General features: G+C 75.7%; 23 protein-coding genes, 1 pseudogene and 1 riboswitch. Of the genes and pseudogenes, 10 read left to right on the plus strand and 14 right to left on the minus strand.

The genetic code is table 11. From position 1 onward, the window contains the following. Position 1: 1 nt before the first annotated feature. Together ACFQ9Z_RS02860 and ACFQ9Z_RS02865 are read right to left on the minus strand one after the other, a co-directional pair. The gene (locus ACFQ9Z_RS02860) at positions 2-625 is read right to left on the minus strand and encodes a lasso peptide biosynthesis B2 protein (RefSeq protein WP_383009938.1); all 624 of its coding nucleotides are present in this window, start codon (positions 623-625) and stop codon (positions 2-4) included. A 377-nt stretch (positions 626-1,002) separates the two neighbouring features. Further along, positions 1,003-1,638, minus strand: a complete 636-nt coding sequence (locus ACFQ9Z_RS02865) for an RNA polymerase sigma factor (protein WP_383009940.1) — start codon at positions 1,636-1,638, stop codon at positions 1,003-1,005. A gap of 237 nt (positions 1,639-1,875) precedes the next feature. Between ACFQ9Z_RS02865 and ACFQ9Z_RS02870 the strand changes: the two genes are divergently transcribed. After that, on the plus strand, positions 1,876-2,943 hold the full coding sequence (locus tag ACFQ9Z_RS02870) for a MerR family transcriptional regulator (protein WP_383009942.1): 1,068 nt from the start codon (positions 1,876-1,878) through the stop codon (positions 2,941-2,943). 618 nt (positions 2,944-3,561) lie between these two features. Here ACFQ9Z_RS02870 and ACFQ9Z_RS02875 read toward each other — a convergent pair. From ACFQ9Z_RS02875 to ACFQ9Z_RS02890, 4 genes are read right to left on the minus strand one after another with little or no spacing between them, the layout of a single operon-like run. After that, positions 3,562-4,572 carry a DUF5914 domain-containing protein gene (locus ACFQ9Z_RS02875; protein ID WP_383009944.1) on the minus strand — a complete coding sequence of 337 codons (1,011 nt, stop codon included), beginning with the start codon at positions 4,570-4,572 and terminating at the stop codon, positions 3,562-3,564. Continuing rightward, on the minus strand, positions 4,569-5,588 hold the full coding sequence (locus ACFQ9Z_RS02880; protein ID WP_383009946.1) for a phytoene/squalene synthase family protein: 1,020 nt from the start codon (positions 5,586-5,588) through the stop codon (positions 4,569-4,571). Before ACFQ9Z_RS02880 ends, ACFQ9Z_RS02875 begins: the two co-directional genes overlap by 4 nt. After that, on the minus strand, positions 5,585-7,126 hold the full coding sequence (gene crtI / locus ACFQ9Z_RS02885) for a phytoene desaturase family protein (protein ID WP_383009948.1): 1,542 nt from the start codon (positions 7,124-7,126) through the stop codon (positions 5,585-5,587). The genes ACFQ9Z_RS02880 and crtI overlap by 4 nt, the downstream gene beginning before the upstream one ends. After that, a complete protein-coding gene (locus ACFQ9Z_RS02890) occupies positions 7,123-8,391 on the minus strand; it encodes a polyprenyl synthetase family protein (protein ID WP_383009950.1) in 1,269 nt (422 codons plus the stop codon). Before ACFQ9Z_RS02890 ends, crtI begins: the two co-directional genes overlap by 4 nt. A 281-nt stretch (positions 8,392-8,672) precedes the next feature. Here ACFQ9Z_RS02890 and ACFQ9Z_RS02895 point away from each other — a divergent pair, with 281 nt between their 5' ends. The 4 genes from ACFQ9Z_RS02895 (at position 8,673) to ACFQ9Z_RS02910 (ending at position 12,692) form a co-directional block, all read left to right on the plus strand. Then, positions 8,673-9,902 carry a lycopene cyclase family protein gene (locus tag ACFQ9Z_RS02895; RefSeq protein WP_383009952.1) on the plus strand — a complete coding sequence of 410 codons (1,230 nt, stop codon included), beginning with the start codon at positions 8,673-8,675 and terminating at the stop codon, positions 9,900-9,902. 114 nt (positions 9,903-10,016) lie between these two features. Beyond that, a complete protein-coding gene (locus ACFQ9Z_RS02900; RefSeq protein WP_383009954.1) occupies positions 10,017-10,751 on the plus strand; it encodes a methyltransferase domain-containing protein in 735 nt (244 codons plus the stop codon). Beyond that, a complete protein-coding gene (locus tag ACFQ9Z_RS02905) occupies positions 10,748-12,316 on the plus strand; it encodes an FAD-dependent oxidoreductase (protein ID WP_383009956.1) in 1,569 nt (522 codons plus the stop codon). Before ACFQ9Z_RS02900 ends, ACFQ9Z_RS02905 begins: the two co-directional genes overlap by 4 nt. A gap of 196 nt (positions 12,317-12,512) precedes the next feature. Beyond that, on the plus strand, positions 12,513-12,692 hold the full coding sequence (locus tag ACFQ9Z_RS02910; protein ID WP_143629070.1) for a DUF6480 family protein: 180 nt from the start codon (positions 12,513-12,515) through the stop codon (positions 12,690-12,692). A gap of 126 nt (positions 12,693-12,818) precedes the next feature. Here the strand turns inward: ACFQ9Z_RS02910 and ACFQ9Z_RS02915 are convergent, their stop codons facing one another. Then, positions 12,819-13,394: a DUF4383 domain-containing protein gene (locus ACFQ9Z_RS02915; protein WP_383009958.1), complete on the minus strand. Its 576-nt coding sequence runs from the start codon at positions 13,392-13,394 to the stop codon at positions 12,819-12,821. 252 nt (positions 13,395-13,646) lie between these two features. On the opposite strand from ACFQ9Z_RS02915, the gene ACFQ9Z_RS02920 reads away from it, so the two are divergent. Both ACFQ9Z_RS02920 and ACFQ9Z_RS02925 read left to right on the plus strand, forming a co-directional pair. Further along, the gene (locus ACFQ9Z_RS02920) at positions 13,647-14,078 is read left to right on the plus strand and encodes an SsgA family sporulation/cell division regulator (protein WP_383009960.1); all 432 of its coding nucleotides are present in this window, start codon (positions 13,647-13,649) and stop codon (positions 14,076-14,078) included. A 27-nt stretch (positions 14,079-14,105) separates the two neighbouring features. Next, positions 14,106-14,522: pseudogene (locus tag ACFQ9Z_RS02925) on the plus strand (spore photoproduct lyase family protein); the annotation flags it as partial. 82 nt (positions 14,523-14,604) lie between these two features. Here the strand turns inward: ACFQ9Z_RS02925 and ACFQ9Z_RS02930 are convergent. Continuing rightward, on the minus strand, positions 14,605-15,369 hold the full coding sequence (locus ACFQ9Z_RS02930) for a CbtA family protein (protein WP_383009963.1): 765 nt from the start codon (positions 15,367-15,369) through the stop codon (positions 14,605-14,607). 24 nt (positions 15,370-15,393) lie between these two features. Next, the gene (locus ACFQ9Z_RS02935; RefSeq protein ID WP_383009965.1) at positions 15,394-15,615 is read right to left on the minus strand and encodes a CbtB-domain containing protein; all 222 of its coding nucleotides are present in this window, start codon (positions 15,613-15,615) and stop codon (positions 15,394-15,396) included. Between the two features lie 35 nt (positions 15,616-15,650). Then, positions 15,651-15,793, minus strand: a riboswitch (cobalamin riboswitch). A 106-nt stretch (positions 15,794-15,899) separates the two neighbouring features. On the opposite strand from ACFQ9Z_RS02935, the gene ACFQ9Z_RS02940 reads away from it, so the two are divergent. The 3 genes from ACFQ9Z_RS02940 to ACFQ9Z_RS02950 all read left to right on the plus strand — a co-directional run bounded on the left by ACFQ9Z_RS02940 (position 15,900) and on the right by ACFQ9Z_RS02950 (position 18,262). After that, complete coding sequence (locus tag ACFQ9Z_RS02940) at positions 15,900-16,502, plus strand: histidine phosphatase family protein (RefSeq protein ID WP_383009967.1); 603 nt, start codon at positions 15,900-15,902, stop codon at positions 16,500-16,502. 80 nt (positions 16,503-16,582) lie between these two features. After that, positions 16,583-16,942: a DUF779 domain-containing protein gene (locus ACFQ9Z_RS02945; protein WP_383009969.1), complete on the plus strand. Its 360-nt coding sequence runs from the start codon at positions 16,583-16,585 to the stop codon at positions 16,940-16,942. A 114-nt stretch (positions 16,943-17,056) separates the two neighbouring features. After that, positions 17,057-18,262 carry a phosphodiester glycosidase family protein gene (locus tag ACFQ9Z_RS02950; RefSeq protein ID WP_383009971.1) on the plus strand — a complete coding sequence of 402 codons (1,206 nt, stop codon included), beginning with the start codon at positions 17,057-17,059 and terminating at the stop codon, positions 18,260-18,262. Between the two features lie 71 nt (positions 18,263-18,333). Here the strand turns inward: ACFQ9Z_RS02950 and ACFQ9Z_RS02955 are convergent, their stop codons facing one another. The 5 genes from ACFQ9Z_RS02955 to ACFQ9Z_RS02975 all read right to left on the minus strand — a co-directional run bounded on the left by ACFQ9Z_RS02955 (position 18,334) and on the right by ACFQ9Z_RS02975 (position 22,706). After that, the gene (locus ACFQ9Z_RS02955; protein ID WP_199209621.1) at positions 18,334-18,528 is read right to left on the minus strand and encodes a hypothetical protein; all 195 of its coding nucleotides are present in this window, start codon (positions 18,526-18,528) and stop codon (positions 18,334-18,336) included. A 224-nt stretch (positions 18,529-18,752) separates the two neighbouring features. Continuing rightward, entirely contained in the window at positions 18,753-19,835 is a 1,083-nt protein-coding gene (locus tag ACFQ9Z_RS02960; RefSeq protein WP_383009974.1) for an acyl-CoA dehydrogenase family protein, read from the minus strand. After that, positions 19,832-21,013: an acyl-CoA dehydrogenase family protein gene (locus ACFQ9Z_RS02965; protein ID WP_383009976.1), complete on the minus strand. Its 1,182-nt coding sequence runs from the start codon at positions 21,011-21,013 to the stop codon at positions 19,832-19,834. The genes ACFQ9Z_RS02960 and ACFQ9Z_RS02965 overlap by 4 nt, the downstream gene beginning before the upstream one ends. Further along, positions 21,010-21,981 carry an NADPH:quinone oxidoreductase family protein gene (locus tag ACFQ9Z_RS02970; RefSeq protein WP_383009978.1) on the minus strand — a complete coding sequence of 324 codons (972 nt, stop codon included), beginning with the start codon at positions 21,979-21,981 and terminating at the stop codon, positions 21,010-21,012. Before ACFQ9Z_RS02970 ends, ACFQ9Z_RS02965 begins: the two co-directional genes overlap by 4 nt. Positions 21,982-22,088: 107 nt before the next feature. Beyond that, positions 22,089-22,706: a helix-turn-helix domain-containing protein gene (locus ACFQ9Z_RS02975; RefSeq protein ID WP_383009980.1), complete on the minus strand. Its 618-nt coding sequence runs from the start codon at positions 22,704-22,706 to the stop codon at positions 22,089-22,091. Between the last annotated feature and the right edge of the window lie 60 nt (positions 22,707-22,766).

Consider the following 22,766-nt stretch of genomic DNA (forward strand, 5'->3'; position numbering starts at 1 on the left):
GTCAGCGGCCCCAGGAGCCGACCGAGAGCACCGAGGTGAAGGCGTGCCCCCGTGGATCGGCGTCGGGGATGCACAGGCCCGCGGACTCCGTCCAGGCGTGCATGGCGAACGGGTGCTCACGCACACCCACGTGCAGGACGGCCGCCAGACCGAGCCGCCGCAGCAGGACGAAGGCCGTCACCGCCTGTGACTTGCAGTCGCCGTTGACGACCCAGCTGCCGCGACCGCGTGTCTGCACCACCCGTTTGAGCCGTGCGACCTCGTCGCGTGTGGGCACGTCCGCGCGGGCGTAACCCGGCGCGGCGAGGGCCAGCAGCCGCAGCACGCGTCCGAATCCGGCGGTCCGGATCAGCAGGTGCACCCCACGCAGCCAGCGCGCGACGACCACGTCCGCCGGCGGCTTCCGGCGGCCCGACGCGCACCCGGCACGTGTCAGAACGCCGACCAGCTCGGCGCGTTCCTCGGGGCTGCCCCCGGTCAGCTTCCGGACGTCCGCCGCCGCCATGCCGATGAAGCGCGTCCGCTTCCAGTCCGCGATCAGCGCTCCGTCGGACGTACCGGTGACACGGCAGTGCGGTGACAGGAGCCTTGCCATGGCTGCCAGGGCGCGGGCGTCCTCTGTCACCGCACTTCCTCCAGGATTCAACCGCGAACGGTTTCAGGGCTGGTATCCGTGACCGTCGTACATTCCGCCGCTGAAACCCCGTATCAGACGGCCGTTGCCGAGCAGGACCAGCCGGTGCGGCCTGTGACGCCACAGCAATCGGAGAAACATCGCCCACCTCCAGAACCAGGCAGGACCGATCAGAGAACCAGGCAGGACCGATCAAATTTCAGGCTACTCCGCCCGGAATGCACCGCAACCGGATCACGCCCGGCGCGTCCGTCGCGGAGGTGGGTGACATGTCGTCAACCTGGGCACAGTAGGGCCAGTCGGAGGACCGCCCGCGGAACGTCCGTGTGGTTTCCACAGTCTGACCGACGGTCACGCGAACGCGCGAGTCAAACTTGCATCGATTCTGCGCGCCCCGCGTCGGTGACGCCCTCGTCCTCCAGGCAGTGGCGGAGGCGGTCCAGGCCCCGGCGGGTGTGGCTCTTGACCGTGCCGAGCGGCCAGCCGGTGACGCGGGCGATCTGCGTCTGCGTCAGATCCTCGTAGTACGCCAGGTGCAGCACCTGGCGCTGCGGGGTGCTGAGCCGCCGCAGGGCCCGGTCCACCACCATCCGGTCCAGCGCGGCCTCGGGCTCGCAGCTGTCGTCGCGGGTCCGGGCCGGGGGCTGTTCGGCCGCCGCCGCGACGATGCGCGCGCGACGGGCACGGGCGGCCAGCGCGTCGGCCACCTTGCGACGGGTGATCCCCACGAGCCAGGCGGCCGGCGTCCCCCGTTCGGGCGCGTATCCGTGCCGGCCGCGCCAGGCGTCGGCGAACACCTGCTGCGCCACGTCCTCGGCGTCCCGGGCGTCGCCGAGCGCCTGCTGGGCGAGTCCGTGCACCAGGCCGCCCCACCGGCGGTGGATCTCGGACCAGGCGGCGTCGCCCGCGGCCGGCGTGAGGCCGTCCCCGGCGGACGCGGACGCCCGGGTGGAGCCGTCCCCGGCGGTGACGGCGGAGCCCGATACACCCGCGATACGGTCCATGACCACGTCTCTCCTCGTGAGCCCGGGGTGCGTCGCAGGTGTCCCGCGGCGCCCGTCCGGTGAGCGGCACGGTCCCGGTTCGTACCGCGCCCGCTTCGCCGCTGTCCGTGTCTCCAGCCTGTGCCGCGGACACCTGGTGGGACAAGTCGCATCGATATCGCATCGAGTAGTCTGGGAAACCGGCGGGGAAGCGAGAAGGACGGGTCCACGGGCCCACGGAGCGGCGGGGCGGCGGTCATGAGCGATCTGGACGTGACGGAGGCGGCCGGGCTGACCACGGGTGCTGTGGCCCGCCGCCTGGGCGTCTCGCCCACCACGCTGCGTTCCTGGGACCGCCGCTACGGGCTCGGCCCGGCCTCGCGGTCGCAGGGGCGGCACCGGCGCTGGAGCCCTCGGGACGTGGCGATGGTGGAGGAGATGTGCCGGCTGGCGGCGGCGGGCGTCGCCCCGGCCGAAGCGGCCCGCGTGGCCCGCGCCACCCACGGCGAAGGGTCCCGCTCGGTCCGGACCGCGCACGGCGCGGGGCCTGCGTCCGTACCGGCCCCGGCCGGTCCCCCCGCGGGGCCGGCGGCGGTCCAGCCGCCCGGGACGGCCGCCCGTGGCGGCGCCGGCGGCGGGCTCCCGCTCGGCGACGTGCGCCAGGAGTGCCGGGGACTGGCCCGGGCAGCGGTGCGGCTGGACGCGCCGGAGCTGGAGAGCCGGCTGCTGGACGCGGTCAGGCAGCACGGGCTGACGACGGCGTGGGAGGAGGTGATGGTGCCGACACTGCGCGCGGTGGGCCGCAAGTGGGAGTCCTCCGGCGACCGTTACGTGGAGGTGGAGCATCTGCTGTCCTGGCAGATCTCCACGGCGCTACGCCGCGCGCCGATGGTGCTGCCGCCTCCGGCGCAAGCCCTCGGCGCCGAGCCGGTGGTGCTGGCCTGCGCGCCCGGTGAACAGCACTCGCTGCCGCTGGAGGCGCTCGACGCGGTGCTGGCCGAACTCGGTGTGCCGACGCGCATGCTGGGCGCCGCCGTGCCGGTGGAGGCGCTGCTCGCCTGTGTCCGGCGCACCGGTCCGGTCGCCGTCGTGCTGTGGGCCCAGACCCGGTCCACGGCCTCCGGCCCGCTGGCCCGGCACGTCGCGGGTCTGCAGTGGGGGCCCGCGGGCGCCCGCAGGCGGCCACTCGTCCTGCCCGCGGGACCGGGCTGGGACCGCAGGGCGGCCGGAGACTTCCCGCGCTGCACGGGCCTGCGCGACGCGGTACGCACCCTGAGCGGCCTCTACGGCACGCAGGGCGCGGGGCGCTCCTCGGTGCGGGGGTGAGCCCGGCGGTGCCCTCACGCAAGACGGGTACGGACGCGCTCCCGCGTTCCGCCGGGCGGGCGGGGAAACGGTTCACGGTGTGCGCACGCCCCCTGCCGCCCTGATCCGCGCCGTTCGGCCCACGGACCACGACACGGCTCCGACCCGGGTGTCAGGCCGCCGCGGGCGGCGCGGGGCTGCCGGCAGGGCTCGACGGATGGACGGGCCGACGGCCCAATGCCGTTCGCGAGCCGCGCATCCGCCCTGACGGCCTCCTCCTCCCCGCCCCGGTCGGCCGGGGAACACGGCCGTCACCGTCACACACCGGATGCCCAGGGGGCGTCACTCGCGTGCAGGGCACGCGCCACGCCGAACCGCGAGAAGAGCTCACGGGGCGGCCGGGGTAGGCGGCCCCTGCACGCCCCCTACAGCCCCGCCCGGACCCCGGGCTTCACAGCCGTTGGGCGCAGTCACGGCCGCCAGGCGCCACGCGGACGCCGGACCGCTCAGGCCCGGCGCGGCGCGCGGAACGTCTGCCGTCCGCCGGAGCCGGCTGCGGGCCGTCGCGACCCTCCGCCGCAGCCGACTCCGGGCCACCGACCCTCCGCCCGAGCCGCCACCAGGGCCGCGGGCGGGCGCTCACCCGGGGAAGCGACCCGTGGAGCGCAGTTCCCAGCGCCGTTCGGCGTAGGCCAGGTCGTCGCGCCACAGGCGGCCCGCCGCGTAGCGCATGACGGGGCGGAGCAGGGGCGCGCTACGGCGGGCCACGGCGAAGCCGGGGCGTTCGGAGGTGGCGACGACCGCCTCCACCACCGCGGTGCGCGGCCTGCCCAGGCGGCCCGGGCCCAGCGGGGTGGCGTGGGTCTCCACCACGGAGCCCTCGCCCTCGCCGCCGATGATGCGCATGACGACGGTGCGCGGGCCCGGCGCGGTGAACTCGGCGCGGACCGGGACGACGAGCCGGCCGGCGAGCTTGAAGGAGACGTCGACCGTGAACGCGTCCTCGACGTCGTCCCGTCCCGGGGAGTCCACGACGGTGAGGTCCACGAAGGAGTACGGGTGGAACCAGGCTCCGTGCCAGGGATCGAGGCGGTTGGCGACCACGTCGGCGGGCTCGCAGACGCCCTGACCGGTGTAGACGGCGGTCAGCGCGCCGGCCGCGGCGGGCCGTTCCGGCACCGGTGGCCGGGGGGTGGGCCGCTCGCCCCCGGCGTCGTCCAGCCGCACCCACAGCAGTACCCCGTCGTCGTAGGCGGGCCAGGGCTCCCAGCCGCCGAACGGCCCGCCGTCCAGGGCGAGTCCGTGCCAGTGGCAGACGAGGGTGCCGCACCGCACCGGGCTGTCCCGCAGCGGAGCGCCCAGGTGCGGGCAGACGCCGGGGCCGGCGACGACGCCGCCCCGGCCGTCACGCCAGAGCACCACCTCCTGTCCCGCGACGGTCCGGCCCAGCGGGCGGTCCACGGCGAGGTCGCGGGCGGCCCCTACGACGTACCAGTTGCCGCTGGGCCGCTGCTGCGCCCGCTTGAGGGCGTCGGCGATGAGCGCGGGCCGCGCCTCGCGCCAGGTCGGGCTCTGGCGTTCCCAGGCAACCGGGTCACGGCGCAGGCGCAGGGGCAGTCGGGCTCGCCGGGGCGGACGGTCGGACGTCACGCGGCCTCCTCGCAGGGGTACGGGGTGGGGGTGGGCGCGGCGGCGGGTTCGCGGCGGGCGGCCAGGCGGGCCGCGGCGAGCCGGAGCAGGCCGTCGGCGGCGACCAGCGCGCGGCGTCTGCGGGGGACCACGGCGCGGCGGTGCAGCACCGCCCAGCCGTCGTCGGCGACGGCGTCCAGGATGCCGCCGTAGAGCACGAACGCCGTGCGGATGCAGGGCCGGGCGACGGGGTCGAGCATCGGCACGCCGGGCGCGGCACGGCGGTACGCGGCGCGGGTGAGGCCGGCGAAGGCGCGCAGGGCCTCGGTGACCCGGCGGTCGGAGCGCCCGTCCCGCCGGCAGCGGCGCAGCAGTCCGGTGTCGACGCCGTGCGCGGCGAGCAGGTCCTGCGGGAGGTACACACGGCCGCGGTCGAGGTCCTCGCCGACGTCCCGGAGGAAGTTGGTGAGCTGGAAGGCGACGCCCAGTTCGGCCGCGTACGGCGCGGCCTCCTCACGCGGCACCACGGTGCCGAGGACGGGCAGCATCTGCAGGCCGATCACCGCCGCCGAGCCGTGCATGTACCCGCGCAGCGCCGCGTAGTCGGCGTACTCGGTGACCGTCAGGTCGCTGCGCATGGAGGCGAGGAAGTCGGTGAAGTGGCGCCGGTCGATGGCGTAGCGGCTGCTGGTGTCGGCGAGGGCGGTGACCACCGGCGCGGCGTCCCGTGCGCCCGCCCGGCCGCCCGCAAGCCCGCGGGTCAGGTCCTCGGTCAGGCGGTCCAGGGCGGCGGCCCGCCGTGCCGCCTCGTCACCGGTGAGGGCGCCGGGGCCGTCCTCCAGCGAGTCGACGATGTCGTCCGCCCAGCGGGCGAAGCCGTACAGGGCGTGCACGGCGGGGCGCCGTTCGGGGGGCAGCAGCCGGGTGGCGAGGAAGTAGGTCCGGCCGTGCCGGGCGTTCAGTTCGCGGCAGTGGGTGTAGGCGGCACGCAGTCGCGGGTCGGTGATGCGAGCGGCGTCCAGCTCGCGGGCGGTCATGGACGTACTCCTTCGGTGGTCTGCCGGGCGGTCCGGCGGGCGGTGGTGCGGGCGCGGGTGCCGCCGGTGACACGGGCCGCGGCCAGCTTCCCGGACAGCAGTACGGGCGGTACGCCCACCCCTGGGGTGGTGCCGCAGCCGGCCAGGACGGCGTTGGCCGTGCCGCGCACCAGGTTGCGCGGGCGGAACGGGCCGGTCTGGGCGAAGGTGTGCGCGGCGGAGAAGGGCGTGCCCGCCGCGTGTCCCTGCGCGGTCCAGTCGGCGGGCGTCACCAGGCACTCCTCCTCGATGGCGGAGGCGATGCCCGCGAGGCCGCGGCGGTCGAGCTCGCGCAGCAGGCCGTCGCGGTAACGGGCGCCGAGCCCGGACCAGTCGGCGCTGCCCGGCCCGATGTCGGTGTTGGGGCACGGGGCGAGGACGTAGTGCAGGTGGCGGCCCGGCGGGGCCAGGCCGGGGTCGGTGGCGGTGGGCCGGGTGATCAGCAGGGAGGGGTCGCTCATCAGCTCGCCGGTCCGCGTGAGTTCGCGGAAGGTGCGCCGCCAGGCGGCGCCGAAGGACAGTGTGTGGTGGGCCAGTTCGGGCCAGGTGCGATCGCAGCCGGCGTGCAGGACCACCGCCGACGGGGCGTGCCTGAGTCGCGCCGGGCGGCGCGGGGAGCGGCCCAGCAGGCGGTAGGTCACCGGCAGTTCGGGGGTGAGGACGACCGCGTCGCAGGGGATGCGCAGGTCGTCGGTCACCACGGCGGTGACGCGCTCACCGGAGCGCTCCAGACGGGTCACCCGCTGCCCGTAGTGGAACGCCGCCCCCGCCTCGGCCGCGGCTTCGGCCATGGCCCGGGGCAGGGCGTGCATGCCGCCGCGCGGGAAGTACACCCCGGCGACGGTGTCCATGTAGGCGATCACCGCGTAGGCGGCCATCGCCCGCTCGGGCGGGACGCCGGCGTACAGGGCCTGGAAGGAGAAGACGCGGCGCAGCCGTTCGTCGCGCAGGTGGCGGGCGACCCGCGCCTCCCAGCGGCCGAAGCCGCCGAGCGCGGCGAGCCGGACGAGGTCGGGGCCGAGCAGTTGCAGCGGCGAGTCGAAGTCGGCGTCGAGGAAACGGCCGCGCTCGGCCTGGTAGAGCTGCCCCAGCCAGTGCCGCAGCCTGCGGTAGCCGGCCGCTTCGGCGCCGCCGGCGAACCGTTCGATCTCCGCCTCCATCGCCTCCGCGTCGGTGTGCACGTCGAGGGTGCTGCCGTCGGCGAAGCGCGCCCGGTAGGCGGGGTGCAGCTCGATCAGGTCGACGCGGTCGCGCAGCGAGGCGCCGACCGCCGAGAACGCCTCGTCGGCGATCTCCGGCATGGTGAGCACGGTGGGCCCGGTGTCGATCAGATAGCCGCCGAGCTCCCTGCGGCCGGCGCGCCCGCCGGGCAGGCCGTCGCGTTCGACGACGGTGACGCGGCGGCCGGCGCCGAGCAGGTGCAGGGCGGCGGAGAGGCCGGCCAGTCCAGCGCCCACCACGACCACGTGGTCGGTGGGTCCCGCGATGGTCCGGGTCACCGGCCCGCCTCCGTTCCCGCGGCGGCGAGGGCGGCGGCGCGGGGAGCGGCCGGCTCGGGCACCTGGCCGGCCGTGCCGGTGATCTCCGCCAGCAGGCCGCGCAGCCGGCGGGCCGCACCGGGTTCCAGGGCGGCTTCGCCGAGGTGGCGCAGGCAGCGCCGGTTGAGCCGGGCGATCCGCGCCTCCACGTGGTCGCGGGCCCCGGTGCCGACGACGGTCTCCCGCACCCCGGCCAGTTCGCCGTCGGTGAGGCCGGCGCGGCCCATCGCGTGGTCGAGCACGCCGAGCGCGTGGCGGTCGCCGGCGGCGGTGGCGAGGGCCCGGGCCACGGCCAGCGGATAGGTCGGGGTGCCCTCGCGCACGTCGCCGCCGGACGGCTTGCCGGTGGTCCGGGGGTCCGCGAACAGGTCGTCGAGGTCGTCCCTGAGCTGGAAGGCGAGGCCCGCGCAGCGTCCCGCGCGGCGCAGCGTCCCGGTGGTGGCGTCGTCCGCCCCGGCGAGCACCGCGCCCAGTTGCAGGGGCCGTTCCACCGTGTACAGGGCGCTCTTGAGGCAGGCGGCCCGGATCGACCGGGCCGGGGTGCCGGAGGACAGGGCCTGGCCGCGCACGTCGAGGTACTGGCCCGCAACCATCTCGGTGCGCAGCACCCGCCACACCTCGTGCAGCCGGTGCGCCGTGTCGCGCGACAGCCCGGGGTCCAGCAGCAGTCCGGCAAGGACGTCGTCCGCCCAGGCCAGGGCGAGGTCGCCGGCGAGCACCGCGGTGGACGCGCCGAGCCGCTGCGCGGCGGGGCCCGGGGCGGTGCCGGCGTACTGCTCGGTCACGTCGGCGTGCAGCGCCGGCGCGCCGCGGCGGGTGGCGGCCTGGTCCATCAGGTCGTCGTGGACGAGGGCGCAGGTCTGGAGCAGTTCCAGCGCGGCCGCCGTCCGCAGTGCCACGCGCACCTGGGCCGGGTCCCCGCCGCCGCACGCCCGCAGCGACCACCACAGCAGCCGGGGCCGGATGCGGCGGCCGCCGCGCCGGGTGAAACGGGCGGTCCGCTCGGCGACGTCCCGCGCGAACACCGGGTCCAGGCCGTGGCAGCCCGCGAGACGGTCGTCGAGCAGTTCGCGCAGTTCCCGGCCGACGGCGCCCGGCACGTCCTCGTCCACGGCGCGCGCGCCGCCGGAGGCGGCCGGCTCCCCGGGGTCGTGGGAGCCGGCCTCGGCGGGCGGCCTGCGCGGCGGGTCTGCCGTGAGACGGCCGATCGCCTGGGTGGAACGCATCGCGGATCCTCTCGCCGGTCGGTGAGCCGGACCGCCTGTCGGCAGGCCGGACAAGTCGCGCTGTCGGTGCGGCGTACCGGCCGTGGTGTCCGGTGCCGGCACCGGACACGGCTGGTACCTCGTCGTCACACATTCCGCACGGACCGCCCCGCCGGATGCGCCATTCGGTGGACATGACGGCGCCCTGGACACCCACCCGCACGACACGCTCCCCGGTGCATCCGCCGGGACCGGCGCGCGGGAAGACTGGCCGGATCCGCCGGTCCGGAGAGGGAGCCGCCGTGGAGGGAGCCGCCGTGGAGGTGGAGTCGGACGTCGCCGTCGTGGGCGCCGGGGCCGCGGGCCTGTCGCTCGCGCTGCGGCTGGCCCGCCCGCCCGCGGGCGGGCGCCGGGTGACGGCGGTGCTGCTGGCGGCGCCGCCGGGGCCGTTCCGCGCGGCGCGGCGCACCTGGTGCTTCTGGGAGGCGGGCGCGGGACCGTACGACAGTGCGCTGACGGCCTCCTGGCGGCGGCTGCGGGTGCGTTCCGGCGACGGGCGGGCGGTGGACGCGGTGATCGAGCCGCTGCGCTACAAGATGCTGCGTTCCGACGCGCTGGAGGACCTGGCCGGCCAGATCCTCGCTGGGAGCCCGTGGGTGACGACCGTTCAGGCCGTCGCCGAGCGGGTGGAGTCCGCGTCCGGCGGGGCGGTGGTGCACGCCCGCCGGGCCGACGGCGGCCGGGTGACGGTGCGCGCCCGCTGGGTGTTCGACTCACGGCCGCCCGAGCGGCTGCCCCCTGCGCGCACGACGCTGCTGCAGCACTTCCGCGGCTGGTTCGTGCGCACCCGCCGTCCGGTGTTCGATCCCGGCGTCGTGGAGCTGATGGACTTCCGCACCCCGCAGCCCGCGCACGGACTGTCCTTCGGCTACGTGCTGCCGACGGGTCCGCGCGAGGCGCTGGTGGAGTACACCGAGTTCTCCCGCGGCCCGCTCGGCCGGGACGCCTACGACCGTGCGCTGCGGCACTACCTCTGCGGTGTCCTGGGCGCCGGCGACCACGAGGTGCTGGAGTGCGAGCAGGGTGTGATCCCGATGACGGACGCGGACTTCCCGCGGCGGACCGCCGCTTCGGTGTTCCGGATCGGGGCCGCGGCCGGGGCCACCCGTCCGGCGACCGGCTACACCTTCAGCGCCGTGCAGCGGCAGACCGGTGCGGTGGCCGCCGCCCTGCACGCGGGGCGCCGTCCCGTCCCGCCGCGCGTCCACTCCGCCCGCTCCCGGTACATGGACGCGGTGCTGCTGCACGCCCTCGACCACGGCCGGGTGGACGGCCCGGCCTTCTTCACCCGCCTGTTCACCCGGGTGCCCGCGCCGCGCCTGCTGCGGTTCCTGGACGGGCGCACCGGTTGGGCGGAGGACCTGTCCATCGGGCTGCACGTGCCCGTCCCCGCGATGCTCGGCTCGGCGCTGGCCCTGCCGTTCGCCCCGCGCCGCAGTGCTCCCGCCGCTCCCCCGCCCGTCACCACCTGACCTCTTGCCTCCGGCCCCCGTCCCCACCTGCCCCCCTCCCTCCGGCCCCGGCTCCCGTCACCAACCGCCCCCCTGTCCCGGCCTCCCCACCCGACTACCTCCTACGGAGATGGCATGCCCGTGCTGCGCGACGCCGAGCTGGCGACCGCGTTCGACCACGCCGCCCGGAGCTACGACACGCTCGTGGCGGCGAATCCCGGTTACCACGCCCACCTGCGCCGCTCCGCCCGGCGCCTCGGACTGCCCGGCGGCGGTCCGGCACCGAGGGTGCTCGACCTCGGCTGCGGCACCGGCGCCTCGACGGCGGCCCTGGCCGCGGCCCTGCCCGGCGCCGACATCACCGCCGTCGACGCGTCGGCGGGCATGCTGCGGCGCGCGGCCCTGCGTCCCTGGCCGACGCCGGTGCGCTTCGTGCAGTCGCCGGTTGAGCGGCTGGCCGCGGCCGGGGTGCGCGGCCCGTTCGACGCGGTCTTCGCCGCGTACCTGCTGCGCAACACCTCCGACCCGGACGCGGTGCTCGCCCAGGCCCACCGGCTGCTGGCGCCGGGCGGGCGGCTGGCGGTGCACGAGTACGCGCTGAGCGGGCGGGCCGTCCACCGGGCGGTGTGGAACGTGGTGTGCGGCGGGTTCGTCCTGCCGGTCGCCGTGCTGCTGGGCGACGGAGCGCTCTACCGGCACCTGCGGCACAGTGTCGTCTCGTTCGACACCGCCGGGCAGCTCGCGCGGCGGGTGGAGCGGGCCGGCTTCGAACGGGTGCGGGTGCTTCCGCTGCCCGGCTGGCAGACCGGCATCACGCACACCGTCGTCGCCCGCCGCCCGTTCGACGCCGGCGGGGAGGCGGGACGATGACCGGGCCGCGCCGTCCCTCCGCGTCCGCCGCCCGCGGCCCCCGCCCCGGCCGGGACCGGCTGGCCCGGCTGCTCCCCGCGTCGCCCGGCGCCGCCCGCGCGCAGGAGTCCGCCGCGCCGCGCGTGGCGGTCGTGGGCGGCGGCATCGCCGGGCTGACGGCGGCCACCGCGCTGGCCGAGCGCGGGGTGCGGGTCACCGTCCACGAGCGCGACGCGCAGCTCGGCGGCAGGCTGGCCGGCTGGTCCACGCGGCTGGCCGACGGCACGACGGTGACGATGAGCCGGGGCTTCCACGCGTTCTTCCGGCAGTACTACAACCTGCGGGCCCTGCTGCGCCGCACCGATCCGGTCCTGGCCCGCCTGACCCGGCTGCCCGACTACCCGCTGCGGCACGGCAGCGGCCGGCAGGACAGCTTCCGCCACGTGCCGCGCACACCTCCGCTGAGCGCGCTCGGGTTCGTGGCGCTGAGCGAGTCGTTCTCCGTGCGCGACCTGGTCCGGATGCGCCCGCGCGCTGCCCTGCCGCTGCTCGACGTGCGGGTGCCCGGGGTGTACGAGCGGCTGGACCACGTCAGCGCGTACGACTTCCTGGAGGACATCCGCTTCCCGCCGGCGGCCCGGCACCTGGCCTTCGAGGTGTTCTCCCGCAGCTTCTTCGCCGATCCCCGGGAGCTGTCGGCGGCGGAGATGGCGCTGATGTTCCACATCTACTTCCTCGGCTCGGCCGAGGGCCTGCTGTTCGACGTGCCCGGGGAACCGTTCCCGCAGGCGCTGTGGGACCCGAAAGCCGCGCGTCTGGAACGGCTCGGCGCGCGCGTGCGCACGGACACCGCGGTGGAGGGCGTCCGCGTCCTGCCGTCGGGCGGCTACGCCGTGACCACCGCGAGCGGCGAGGAGCCCTACGACGGCGTCGTGCTCGCCCTCGACCCGGCTGGGCTGCGCGCCCTGGTGGGCCGCTGCGGCGATCTCGGGGACGCCGAGTGGCGCGAGCGCCTGGCGCGGCTGCGCACCGCCCCGCCCTTCCTGGTGTCCCGCCTGTGGCTGGACCGGCCCGTGCGCGCGGACCGGCCGGGCTTCCTCGGCACCAGCGGCTACGGGGCCCTGGACAACGTCAGCGTGCTCAGCGGCTGGGAGGGCGAGGCGGCCCGGTGGGCGGCCCGCACCGGCGGCTCGGTCGTCGAGCTGCACGCCTACGCGGTGCCCGGGGACGCCGGCCGGGAGGCCACGGAGAAGGAGCTGCTCGGCCAGCTGCACCGGCTCTACCCGGAGACGACCCGGGCGCGGGTGGTCGACGCCCGTCACGAGTGGCGGGCCGACTGCCCCCTGTTCGCGGTGGGCGGCCACGCGGACCGGCCCACGGTCACCACCCCCTCCCCCGGCCTGGTGGTCGCCGGCGACACGGTCCGCACCGGCCTGCCGGTGGCCCTGATGGAACGGGCCGCCACCAGCGGTTTCCTGGCCGCCAACGAACTGCTGGGCCGCTGGGGCCTGCGCGGCCACGACGTGTGGACCGTCCCCGACCGGGGCCGCGTCGCCGTCCTGCGCCGGGCGGCGGCGCGGGCGTGAGGCGGCGGCCGGGGCCGTGAGCGCCGCCGTTTCCGGGGACCCGCCGGGTGTCCCGGCGCGGCGCGGCCACCGCGTTCGCCTCCTGCATCCGGTCGTCCGGCCGGCCTGGAAGAGGTCGAGGGGAACCGGTTCGCCGAGGTGCGCCGTACGGCCCCGGCGAACGGCTCCCACCGCCCGAAGCCCGGAGGTGGAAACGATGACCGACTCGCTGCGCCCTCCCGGAGAGACGCCGCCCGTCGAGGGATCGACGGCGGAGGCCCACTACGAGCGCCCGGACGGCGGCATCTGGGAACATCCCGGTATCTGGATGTCCCTGATCGTGATCGGCTGCCTGCTCGTCGCCGCGTTCTTCGTGGTGCGGATGATCGATCTGTGAGCTGCCGGGGCCGAGCCCCGGCAGCGCGGGGCGGCACCGCCGGCCGGCGGTGCCGCCCCGGTCGTGCCCGGACGCCGTCTCAAGCGCGCAACAGCGCCGCAACGCCCCGCCGGGCCGTACGCCCGTTCAGCCGCCCGGACGCGGCCCGGTGGTCCGGGGCCCGGCCGAGGCGTCCCGCGCCGTGGCCAGGGCCGCGCGGGCCCGCTCCCGGCGCCGGGCGGCCAGGGACTCCCGCGCCGCCTGCCGCGGGTGACGGCGGCGCCAGTACGGGTTGTCGTGCGCGAGCCCGCCCGTGACCCGGCCGTACATCCCGAAGGTCAGGATGAGCAGGCCCATCACGAACGTGAAGATGACGTTGGTCATGCCGAAGTCGAGGATGTTGGCGCTGCGGTCCAGTACGAAGACGTGGCCGAAACCGCTGAGCAGGAACAGCGTGCCGACGGCCGTGTTGAGCGTCGAGGCGAAGTTCCCGCCGACCACCGCGCCGCAGACCAGAAGCAGACCGAAGAGCACGGAGATCAGGCTCAGCAGTCCGTTCGTCGACATGCCCGCGATGCGGGTGCCGTCCGTGCCGAAGGGGCTGAGTTCGTCGGCGAAACCGAGACAGCCGAACAGCAGCAGAATGCCGCCGCAGAGTCCGGCGCCGTACCGGTAGACCGTCGCCAGCCCGTGATCCACCGGCCATTCGTCGCGAAGCCTCATGACACATCCCTTCCGATGCGTGCCAGGCCCCCCAGGGTCGGGCGGGCGCGGATCGCCTCCCCGCCCGCGTCACCCCCCTCTTCCGGCGGCGCCCGCGGAACGGTTGCACCCCGCGCCGCGGCTTTCCCCGCCGGCCCGCGTCCCGCGACACCTGCCGGCCGGCCGCATCCACCGCCCGCCCCCGCCCGGAAGTGGTCGGTGCGGGGCTTCGCGCAGGGCGGGGCCCACGATCCACCTCATCCGGGAGGCGCCATGGACTCCACCGACCGGACCAGGCGTCTGCACACCGACCTGACCATCGAGCTGGTCATCAGCGACGTGGAAGCCCTCCGGCTCGAGGTCCGCTTCAGCTACGACTCGGCCGATCCGTTCGCCGTACGCCTGGACTTCCCCGGCAACCCCGTGGGCGCCGCGCCCTGGCTGTTCTCCCGGGACCTGCTGTACGCGGGCCTGGGCGTCCCGTCCGGCCAGGGCACCGTGCGGGTCTGGCCGCCGTGCCGCTGCCACGGGTCCACCACGGTGCGCGTGCTGCTGCGCGGCGTGGGCGGTGCCGCCGTGCTGTACATACCGGCCGGTCCGTTGGGGGACTGGCTGACCGAGACGTTCCGGGCGGTGCCCGCCGGTACGGAGAGCTCCCACCTCGACTGGGACGCCGTCCTGGCGGAACTGCTGCGCCGCGGGTGACCGGTGAGGACGGGCGGCGCCCGGGAAGACGTGAGGACCGCGTCCCCGGTGGCCGAGCGCATCGCCGCCGCGGCCGACTTCCTGGACGCGGGGTACGAGGTGCACTTCAACCTCTCCCCCGTGGTCCTGCGTCCCGGCTGGCAGCAGGCCTGGGCCGAGTTGCTGCGGCAGCTCGGCGACGTGCTGCCCGAGCGGGTCAGACGGCAGGCGGCCGCCGAAGTGATCATGCTGACCCACAACCGGGAGCTGCACGAGGTGCACCTCGGCTGGCACCCGCGCGCCGAGGACGTGCTCTGGCAGCCCGGAATCCAGCAGGGCAAACGCTCCGAGAACGGGGCGCTGAACGTGCGCTACGACCACGCGGTCAAGGCGAGGGGGGTGGAGGAGCTTTGGGGCCTGGTCGCGGCGCACGCTCCGTGGCTGCGGATCCGGTACGCCTTCTGACCGGGGCGGCGCCGCTTCCGGCCCGGCCGGACGCCCACGGCACCGGCCCGCGAGCGGGCCGGGAGCCGGAGCCTCGGGCGCCTCAGCGGTGCCCGGCAGGGGCGCGCGCACCGGAGGCCGGCCGCCTGCCGGCCGTGCGCTCCGCGGTGAGCACCCGTTCCGCGAGGACGCCGAAGACGAGCCCGAACGCCGTCCACAGGGTCGCCTGGACGGCCAGTGCGGCCAGGCGGAACTGCCACAGCAAGGTCGGGGAGAAGTCCTTGGGGACCTCGTCGACGGCCGGCAGGAACGCGTAGGCGAGCCCGGCGGCCAGGACGAAGAAGGCCCCAGCGGCCACCGTCGCGTTCCAGTTGCCGAGGCGGGGGGCGAGACGCTTGCCGAGGATCACCGTGACGACCGCCAGCAGCACGCTCAGGACCATCATCAGGAAGTACAGGGTCGTGCGCTTGCCGATCGTGTCGGGTTCGCCGACCGACGGGGGGTTGGCCGGGTACTTCAGGAACGGCACGACGTAGACGGCGACGAGGCCCGCTGCCGCCAGCAGCAGCGCGCTCGCACGCGGCCCGAAGCGGCCGACGCGGCCGAGGGCGAAGCAGTACGCGAGGGCGGCGATGCCGCCGAACGCGACGCCGTAGACGAGCACACCGGTGGACAGGCCGGCGGTCGACTGCATGGTGCGGGAGACCGCCTCCACGCCGTGTTCGTGGGCGTGCGCCTCCTCGTAGGCGATGGCCGAGTCGACGCTCGGTTCACCGAGGAAGTAGGCGACGACGAGGGCGAGCAGGCCCGCGGCGAGTCCCGCGAGCATGCCACGCACCAACAGGTTCCGGACGGTTGCCGAGTTCATGGGCGCGCTTGTTCCCCCGCCCGGTCAGTGGCAGGGGAAACCGAGCAGGTGCCGGGCGTCGTGCAGCCACTCGTGCACGTTCTCGCCGGACATCACGGAGGTCGCGCCCTGTTCGGCGCCGACGAAGTAGAGCAGGACCAGCATCAGGACGCCGAAGAAGACGGCCCAGGGGGCGACGGCGCCGATCGGCAGCTTGGCGGGGAGGACGTCGGGGGTGGTGCTGGGCTGAACGGCGGACTGCGCCATGGCAGGACCTCCTGGGGAACTCGCGTCCCGGCTCGGTGGTGCACGGGACGACGGGCGGGTCTGACTCGCCGGCCCGCACCGGGATCGGTGCGAACGGGCTCACAGTGGCGCGACCGTGCCGGATTCCCACCGGCTTCCGCATTCCGTCGTCGCTGTCGCCGAGAAGGTACCGCGAAGCGCGGTCGCGGCCAAGGGCGCACGGGTGCGGGACGGCGCCGCCCCGCAGGCCCCGTACGCTGTGGATGCCTTGCGCCCGAAGGGCCGTTGACCATGGAAGCGATCTCATGACGACCCGAGTGACGTTGATCTCACCGGCTATGAACCCAGCCGTGCGGGAGGCCCGCTTCGACGACGGGTGCTCGCTCGACGCGGCGGGCGCGGCGCGCGCCCGGTCGGCCGCGGACGAGGTGCGGCCGGCCGCCGCGGCACTCGTCTCCCCGGTCGTCCGCTGCCGGGAGACGGCGGCCGCGCTGGGCCTGGACGCCCGCGACGAACCCGCCCTGGCCGGGCTGGACATGGGCCGCTGGCGGGGGCTGACGCTCGACGAGGCCGCCGCCCGGGAGCCGGTGGCGCTGGCCCGGTGGCTGGCCGACCCGGCGGCGCGCCCGCACGGCGGGGAGTCGGTGCACCTGCTGTGCGCCCGGGTCGGTGGCTGGCTGGACGAGGCCGCCGGTGCCTCCGGCCGCCTGGTGGCGGTGGTCGAGCCGGAGGTCGTGCGGGCCGTGACCGTACGAGTGCTCGGCGCGCCGGAGGACGCCTTCTGGCGGATCGACGTACCGCCCCTGACCGCAACCGCCTTCACCGGCCGGGCCGGGCGCTGGAACCTGGCGCCCGGGACGGCGCTGGGCCGGACGGGCGGCACGCCGCAGGAGCGCCCCGGCCGCTGAAGGACGCCCTCTGGACGCCGTGGTGACCAGCCGTGAGACTGGGCCGGGTCCGACGCCCCCGGTGCTCCAGGACGGTGACCATGCAAGAGGAAGTCCCCCGCGTCGAACTCACCCCACGGGCCGCCGAGCTGGTGCGCCGGCTGCGGGCCGAGCACGGGCCGTTGATGTTCCACCAGTCCGGCGGCTGCTGCGACGGCAGCGCGCCCATGTGCTATCCGGACGGCGAGTTCCGGACCGGCGGCTCGGACGTGCTGCTGGCGGAACTGGCGGTGGACGGCGTCGAGGAGCCCGTGACGTTCTGGATGTCGCGGAGCCAGTACGAGGCCTGGAGCCACACCCGGCTGATCGTGGACGTGGTACCCGGACGAGGGAGCGGTTTCTCGCTGGAAGCACCCGAGGGAGTGCGTTTTCTCACCCGTTCTCGCGTAGTCGACGCCTAGGAGTCCCGTACGTCTCCGTCGTCTGCTGCACTTCCCTTGAGTCCTGTGGCGGTTGACGAGGCATCAGGGGGCGCGGTGACGAGAGGTCGGCGGCGAACGGCGGCGGGCAGGCCGGTGCTCACGGTTCTCACGGCGCTCGGCCTGCTGGCCGGCGCGGCCCTGGCCGGGGCGGCGCCGGCCGCTGCCGTGCCGGCCGGCGGCCGGGGCGAGCGGATCGCTCCGGGGGTCGTGTACCGGGAGTTCGACATCACGGCGGCGGCCGGGCGCACCCGCGCCCACCTGCTCACCGTCGACCTGGGCGACCCGCACGTCCGGGTGGACCTGCTGCACCCCGGGGCGGTGGCCGCCCGGGCCACCGTGTCCCGGCTGGCCGACTCGGCCGGCGCGGTCGCGGGTGTCAACGGCGACTTCTTCGACATCACCGAGACCCAGCACCCGGGTGTCGAGGCCACCGGCGCAAGCGTGGGCCCGGCGGTCGCGGGCGGCCGGGTGCTCAAGGCGGCGGTGCCCAGGGGCCAGCGGTTCGGGCCGCCGCTGCCTCCTGGCGCCACCACGCGGGACGTGCTCGGGGTGGGCGCCGACCGGCGGGCCCGTCTGGACCGCCTCTCCCTCACCGGCTCGGTGACCACACCGCACGGCAGGCTCCCGCTCGGCGGCCTCGACCAGTACGCGCTGCCGCAGAACTCCGTGGGGGCCTTCACCTCCCGGTGGGGCGCCGCCTCCCGGGAGCGGGCCGTCTGCGGCACGGACACCGACCGGGCGGCGCCCTGCAGCACCGAGACCTACGAGGTGGAGGTGCGCCGCGGCCGGGTGGTCGGCGCCGCCGGCACTCCGGGCCGGGGCCCCGTCCCCGCGGGCACCACGGTCCTGGTGGGCCGCGAACGGGGGGCGCGGGAGCTGCGCGAGCTGACCGTGGGAGACGCGGTGACCGTCACCCACGGCCTGGTGGCGGCCAGGGCCAGGGTGCCCTACGCGTTCGCGGTCGGCGGCTACCCGGTGCTGCGGCACGGCAGGCCGCTCGCGGGGCTCGACGACAGGGCCTCCGCCGTGCGCACCGTCGCGGGTCTGCGGGGCGGCGGGCGGCAGCTGCTGCTGCTCGCGCTGGACGGGGCCGACGACTCCCGCACCGGCATGACGATCGCCGAGGAGGCGGCCGCCATGCGCGGCCTGGGCGCGTCGGACGCGTTCAACCTCGACGGCGGCGGGTCGAGCGAGATGGTCACCCGCGCCGGGGGCGCGCGCGGGGTGACGGTCCGCAACCATCCGAGCGGCGGCGCCGAACGCCCGGTGCCGAACGGCATCGGGGTCTTCTCCCGCTGACCCACGGCTCACGGCTCACGGCTCACGGCTCACGGCTCACGGCTCACGGCTCACGGCTCACGGCTCACGGCTCACGGCCGCAGGCTGCTCACCAGGTCGGCGGTCGCGGTGAGCCCGCTGTGGATGGTGGGCGCCATGCTGGTGCTGGCCAGGTAGAACCCGAGCAGCATGCAGACCAGGGCGTGCGACATCTTCAGCGCGCCGTTGCGGATGAACACCACCGCCAGGATCAGGAGCAGCAGCACCACAGAGATGGAAATGGCCATCGTCAACCTCCTCCGCCACGCCCCTTCGGCGGCGTTCGGCCGTAAGTGTGGCGTAGCGGAGGGTTTGTCCGGGTGGCTGACGTGTCCTCCGATCGTGTGGTGTCAGACGGACGGGTGTACGCCCGGGAGGGCCCCTCCGGGCCGGCGAGACCGTCGGTACCGGGACGGCCGGCGCCGGCCGGAGAGGGGCCGCACCCGCGGGGCGTCGCGGGCCTGGCCGGCCGTCAGGGCGCCTGGAGGCCGACCAGAGCGGCCAGCGCCTCCCGGTGGGCGCCCGCGGTGCCGTAGGTGATCGAGTCCGCCTTGGCCCGCTTGAGGTGCAGGTGCGCGGGGTGCTCCCAGGTCATTCCGATCCCGCCGTGCAACTGCACCGCCTCCTCGGTGGCGCGTACGGCCACCGGGCCGGCGTAGGCCTGTGCGACGGTCACCGTGACGTCGGTGTCCGCGCCGGTCGTGAGGGCGTCGGCGGCGGCGCGGGCGGCGGCGCGCAGGCTGACGACCTCGAGCCATGACTGGGCGAGCCGGTGCTTGAGCGCCTGGAAGCCGCCGACCGGCCGGTTGAACTGCTTGCGCTCCTTCAGGTACCGCACGGTCTCGGTCAACGCCCAGTCGGCGACCCCCAGTTGTTCGGAGGCGAGCAGGCCGGCGCCGGCCCGAAGGGCCCGCCGCACGGCCGGTTCCGCGTCACCGAGGCGGCGGGCGGGCGCCGCGTCGAGGGTGACGGTGGCGAGCGGGCGGGTCAGGTCGAGGGAGACCTGCGGGGTGACGGTCGCCGCCTCGGCGGCCACGGCGTACAGCCCGCCGTCGTCGGCCGGGACCAGCAGCACGTCGGCGGCGGCCGCGTCCGCCACGCCGGTCAGCTCACCGTGCAGCGAGCCGTCCGCCAGCCGCGCGGTGCGGTGGCCGGCCTCCGGGGCCGTGTGCAGGCCCACCGCGAGGACGCCGATGGTCCGGCCGGAGGCCAGGCGGCCCAGCAGTTCCTCGTCGCCGCAGGCCAGCAGGGCCTCGGTGGCCACGACCGCGCTGGTCAGGTACGGCACCGGGGCGACGGCGCGCCCCAGCTCCTCCAGGACGACGGCGGCCTCGCGGTGGCCGGCGCCCTGGCCGCCCAGCGCCTCCGGCACCAGCAGCCCGGCCAGGCCCATGCCGTCGGCGAGGGACTTCCACAACGCGAGGTCGTGCGGGGCGTCGGACTCGGTGCGGGCTATCACACCGGCCGCGTCGCAGTGGTCCGTGAGCAGGTCGCGGACGGCGGAGCGCAGCGCCTCCTCCTCCTCGGAGTAGAGGAGATCCGGCTGGGTGCTCATCGGGCCAGGTCCTTCCATGCGACGTCCTTGTCGGTGCGCGGCTCGGCGGGCAGGCCCAGCACGCGCTCGGCGACGATGTTCAGCAGGACCTCGCTGGTCCCGCCCTCGATGCTGTTGCCCTTGGAGCGCAGGTAGCGGTAGCCGGCGTCGCGGCCGGTGAAGTCCACCAGTTCCGGACGGCGCATGGTCCAGTCGTCGTACAGCAGCCCCTCCTCGCCGCGGAGTTCGACCTCCAGGCCGCTGATCTCCTGGTTGAGGCGGGCGAAGGCGAGCTTCATGCCCGCGCCCTCCGGGCCGGGCTGGCCCGCGACGAGCTGCTGGCGCAGGCGTTCGCCGGTGAGCCGGGCGACCTCGGCCTCGACCCAGAGCTTCAGCAGCCGCTGGTGCAGGTCGTGGGTGCGCAGCTCGGGCCGCTCGCGCCACGTCTTCGACACCGGGCCGATCATGCCGCCCTCGCGGGGCAGCCGCATGCCGCCGATAGCGACGCGCTCGTTGTTCAGCGTGGTCTGCGCGACCCGCCAGCCGTCGCCGGTCTCACCGAGGCGGCGGCTGTCGGGGATGCGGACGTCCGTCAGGAAGACCTCGTTGAACTCGGCCTCACCGGTGATCTGGCGCAGCGGCCGCACCTCGACGCCCGGGTCGGTCATGTCGCAGAGGAAGTAGGTGATGCCCCGGTGCTTGGGCACGTCCGGGTCGGTGCGGGCGATGAGGATGGCCCAGCGGGCGAGGTGGGCGCTGGACGTCCACACCTTCTGCCCGTTGACCACCCACTCGTCGCCCTCGCGTACGGCCCGGGTGCCGAGCGCGGCCAGGTCGGAGCCGGCGCCGGGCTCGCTGAAGAGCTGGCACCAGACCTCCTCGCCGGTCCACAGGGGCCGCAGGAAGCGTTGCTTCTGCTCCTGCGTGCCGTACTTCAGGATCGTCGGGGCGGCCATGCCGAGGCCGATGCCGATGCGCCGGGGGTCGTTGTCGGGTGCGCCGGCGGCCTCCAGTTCGGCGTCCACCACGGCCTGCAGGGACCGCGGGGCGTCCAGTCCGCCGAGGCCCCGCGGGAAGTGCACCCAGGCCAGGCCCGCGTCGAACCGGGCCCGCAGGAACTCCAGGCGGCCGGTGCCGGCCGGCGGGTGTGCGGCCAGGAACTCCTGTGCGAGGCGGCGCAGTTCCGCTGCGTCGGTCATGCGGCGGCTCCCTTGTCCAGGACCACGGCCACCCGGCCGGTGGTCACCCCGTCGGCGACCCGCTGCACGGCGTCGGCGGCGCCGTCCAGCGGCACCCGCTCGCTCACCAGCGGCCTGATCGCACCCTGCGCGGCCAGTTCGGTGAGCCGCTCGTGGCAGTGCAGGACCAGCCCGGGGTTCTTCGTGTTGTACAGGCCCCAGTGCAGGCCGAGGATCGCGTAGTTCTTCACCAGGGCGTGGTTGAGGGCGGGGCTCGGGATGGTGCCGCTGGCGAAGCCGACGACCACGATCCGTCCCTCGAAGGCGACGAGCTTGGCGGACTGGGCGTAGGCGGCACCGCCGACGGGGTCGTAGACCACGTCCGCGCCCCGGCCGCCGGTGGCCTCCTTCACGGCCGCGACCACGTCCTCGGCGCGCCGGTCGACGACCACGTCACAGCCAAGGTCCCGGGCGACGGCGGCCTTCTCCGCCCCGCCGACCACGCCGATCACGGTGGCTCCGGCGGCCTTTCCGAGCTGCACGGCCGCGCTGCCGACCCCGCCGGCGGCGGCGTGCACCAGCAGGGTCTCGCCCGCCTCCAGACGAGCCCGGCGGTGCAGGCCGAACCAGCCGGTCTGGTAGCCGATGTGCAGCGCGGCGGCCTCGGCGTCGTCCAGCGAGTCGGGCGCGGGCAGCAGCGCGCGGGCGTCGGCGACGGCGTACTCGGCGAGACCGCCGTGCGGCAGCGCGGGGTTGGCGATCACCCGGCGGCCGTCCTCGGTCTCGGCGCAGATCTCCACACCGGGGGTGAACGGCAGCGGGGGCCGCACCTGGTACTGGCCCCGGCAGAGCAGGGCGTCCGGGAAGTTGATGTTGGCGGCACGCACGCGCAGCAGCACCTGACCGTCACCGGGCGTGGGCGGCTCCACCTCCGCCAGGCGCATCACCTCGCGCGGCTCACCGTTCTCGTGCACTTGCCATGCCTGCATGCGGGGCCTCCACGGGACTGCTTCGTCTGACCGGGTTCCGACGGCATACTAAGCGGTCGCTTGCCGATCAGGGAACAGCGGGCCGCGTCACTTGCGGGCGGGCCGCGTCACTTGCGGGCGGGCCGCGCCCGTACGTGCATCCGCTCACCCTGCGGCCCGAACAGGCTCAGGAACTCCACCGGCCCCTCCCCCGTCGAGCCGAACCAGTGCGGGACCCTGGTGTCGAACTCCGCCGCCTCCCCGGCCGAGAGCACCACGTCGTGCTCGCCGAGCACCAGCCGCAGCCGCCCCGAGAGCACGTACAGCCACTCGTAGCCCTCGTGGGTGCGCTGGTCGGGCTCCTGCCGGCGCTGCGGTTCCAGGATCTTGAAGGCCTGCAGTCCGCCGGGCCGGCGGGTCAGCGGCCAGAAGACCTGGCCGTTGCGCTCGACGGGCTTCGCCCGCACCACGGGGTCGCCGACCGGCGGGGCGCCGACCAGTTCGTCCAGCGCCACCCGGTGGGCCCGGGCGATGGGCAGCAGCAGCTCGAGACTGGGCCGGCGCAGGCCTGACTCCAGCCGGGACAGGGTGCTGACGGAGATGCCGGTGGCCCCGGACAGCGCCGCCAGGGTCACCCCCCGGTCCTTGCGGATCCGCCGCAGCCTGGGTCCCACGCCCGCCAGCACGCCGTCGGTGTCCTCGGGGCCCGCGTCGCCGCCGGCGGCCTCGTCGTGTTCGCCGTTCATGTCCTCATTGCAGGATCGGCAAAGACGTTTGTCAACGCGGCACCCGCCGCGCGACCGTCG

This window comes from Streptomyces sp. NPDC056580, from assembly GCF_042793175.1.
Classification (GTDB): Bacteria; Actinomycetota; Actinomycetes; order Streptomycetales; family Streptomycetaceae; genus Streptomyces.

What these genes read in the sequence shown, in the direction of transcription:
- ACFQ9Z_RS02865 (WP_383009940.1), bottom strand. Translation starts at nt 1,638, where the DNA reads ATGGACCGTATCGCGGGTGTATCGGGCTCCGCCGTCACCGCCGGGGAC.
- ACFQ9Z_RS02870 (WP_383009942.1), top strand. Translation starts at nt 1,876, where the DNA reads ATGAGCGATCTGGACGTGACGGAGGCGGCCGGGCTGACCACGGGTGCT.
- ACFQ9Z_RS02880 (WP_383009946.1), bottom strand. Translation starts at nt 5,588, where the DNA reads ATGACCGCCCGCGAGCTGGACGCCGCTCGCATCACCGACCCGCGACTG.
- ACFQ9Z_RS02890 (WP_383009950.1), bottom strand. Translation starts at nt 8,391, where the DNA reads ATGCGTTCCACCCAGGCGATCGGCCGTCTCACGGCAGACCCGCCGCGC.
- ACFQ9Z_RS02900 (WP_383009954.1), top strand. Translation starts at nt 10,017, where the DNA reads ATGCCCGTGCTGCGCGACGCCGAGCTGGCGACCGCGTTCGACCACGCC.
- ACFQ9Z_RS02905 (WP_383009956.1), top strand. Translation starts at nt 10,748, where the DNA reads ATGACCGGGCCGCGCCGTCCCTCCGCGTCCGCCGCCCGCGGCCCCCGC.
- ACFQ9Z_RS02910 (WP_143629070.1), top strand. Translation starts at nt 12,513, where the DNA reads ATGACCGACTCGCTGCGCCCTCCCGGAGAGACGCCGCCCGTCGAGGGA.
- ACFQ9Z_RS02915 (WP_383009958.1), bottom strand. Translation starts at nt 13,394, where the DNA reads ATGAGGCTTCGCGACGAATGGCCGGTGGATCACGGGCTGGCGACGGTC.
- ACFQ9Z_RS02920 (WP_383009960.1), top strand. Translation starts at nt 13,647, where the DNA reads ATGGACTCCACCGACCGGACCAGGCGTCTGCACACCGACCTGACCATC.
- ACFQ9Z_RS02930 (WP_383009963.1), bottom strand. Translation starts at nt 15,369, where the DNA reads ATGAACTCGGCAACCGTCCGGAACCTGTTGGTGCGTGGCATGCTCGCG.
- ACFQ9Z_RS02935 (WP_383009965.1), bottom strand. Translation starts at nt 15,615, where the DNA reads ATGGCGCAGTCCGCCGTTCAGCCCAGCACCACCCCCGACGTCCTCCCC.
- ACFQ9Z_RS02940 (WP_383009967.1), top strand. Translation starts at nt 15,900, where the DNA reads ATGACGACCCGAGTGACGTTGATCTCACCGGCTATGAACCCAGCCGTG.
- ACFQ9Z_RS02945 (WP_383009969.1), top strand. Translation starts at nt 16,583, where the DNA reads ATGCAAGAGGAAGTCCCCCGCGTCGAACTCACCCCACGGGCCGCCGAG.
- ACFQ9Z_RS02955 (WP_199209621.1), bottom strand. Translation starts at nt 18,528, where the DNA reads ATGGCCATTTCCATCTCTGTGGTGCTGCTGCTCCTGATCCTGGCGGTG.
- ACFQ9Z_RS02960 (WP_383009974.1), bottom strand. Translation starts at nt 19,835, where the DNA reads ATGAGCACCCAGCCGGATCTCCTCTACTCCGAGGAGGAGGAGGCGCTG.
- ACFQ9Z_RS02965 (WP_383009976.1), bottom strand. Translation starts at nt 21,013, where the DNA reads ATGACCGACGCAGCGGAACTGCGCCGCCTCGCACAGGAGTTCCTGGCC.
- ACFQ9Z_RS02970 (WP_383009978.1), bottom strand. Translation starts at nt 21,981, where the DNA reads ATGCAGGCATGGCAAGTGCACGAGAACGGTGAGCCGCGCGAGGTGATG.
- ACFQ9Z_RS02975 (WP_383009980.1), bottom strand. Translation starts at nt 22,706, where the DNA reads ATGAACGGCGAACACGACGAGGCCGCCGGCGGCGACGCGGGCCCCGAG.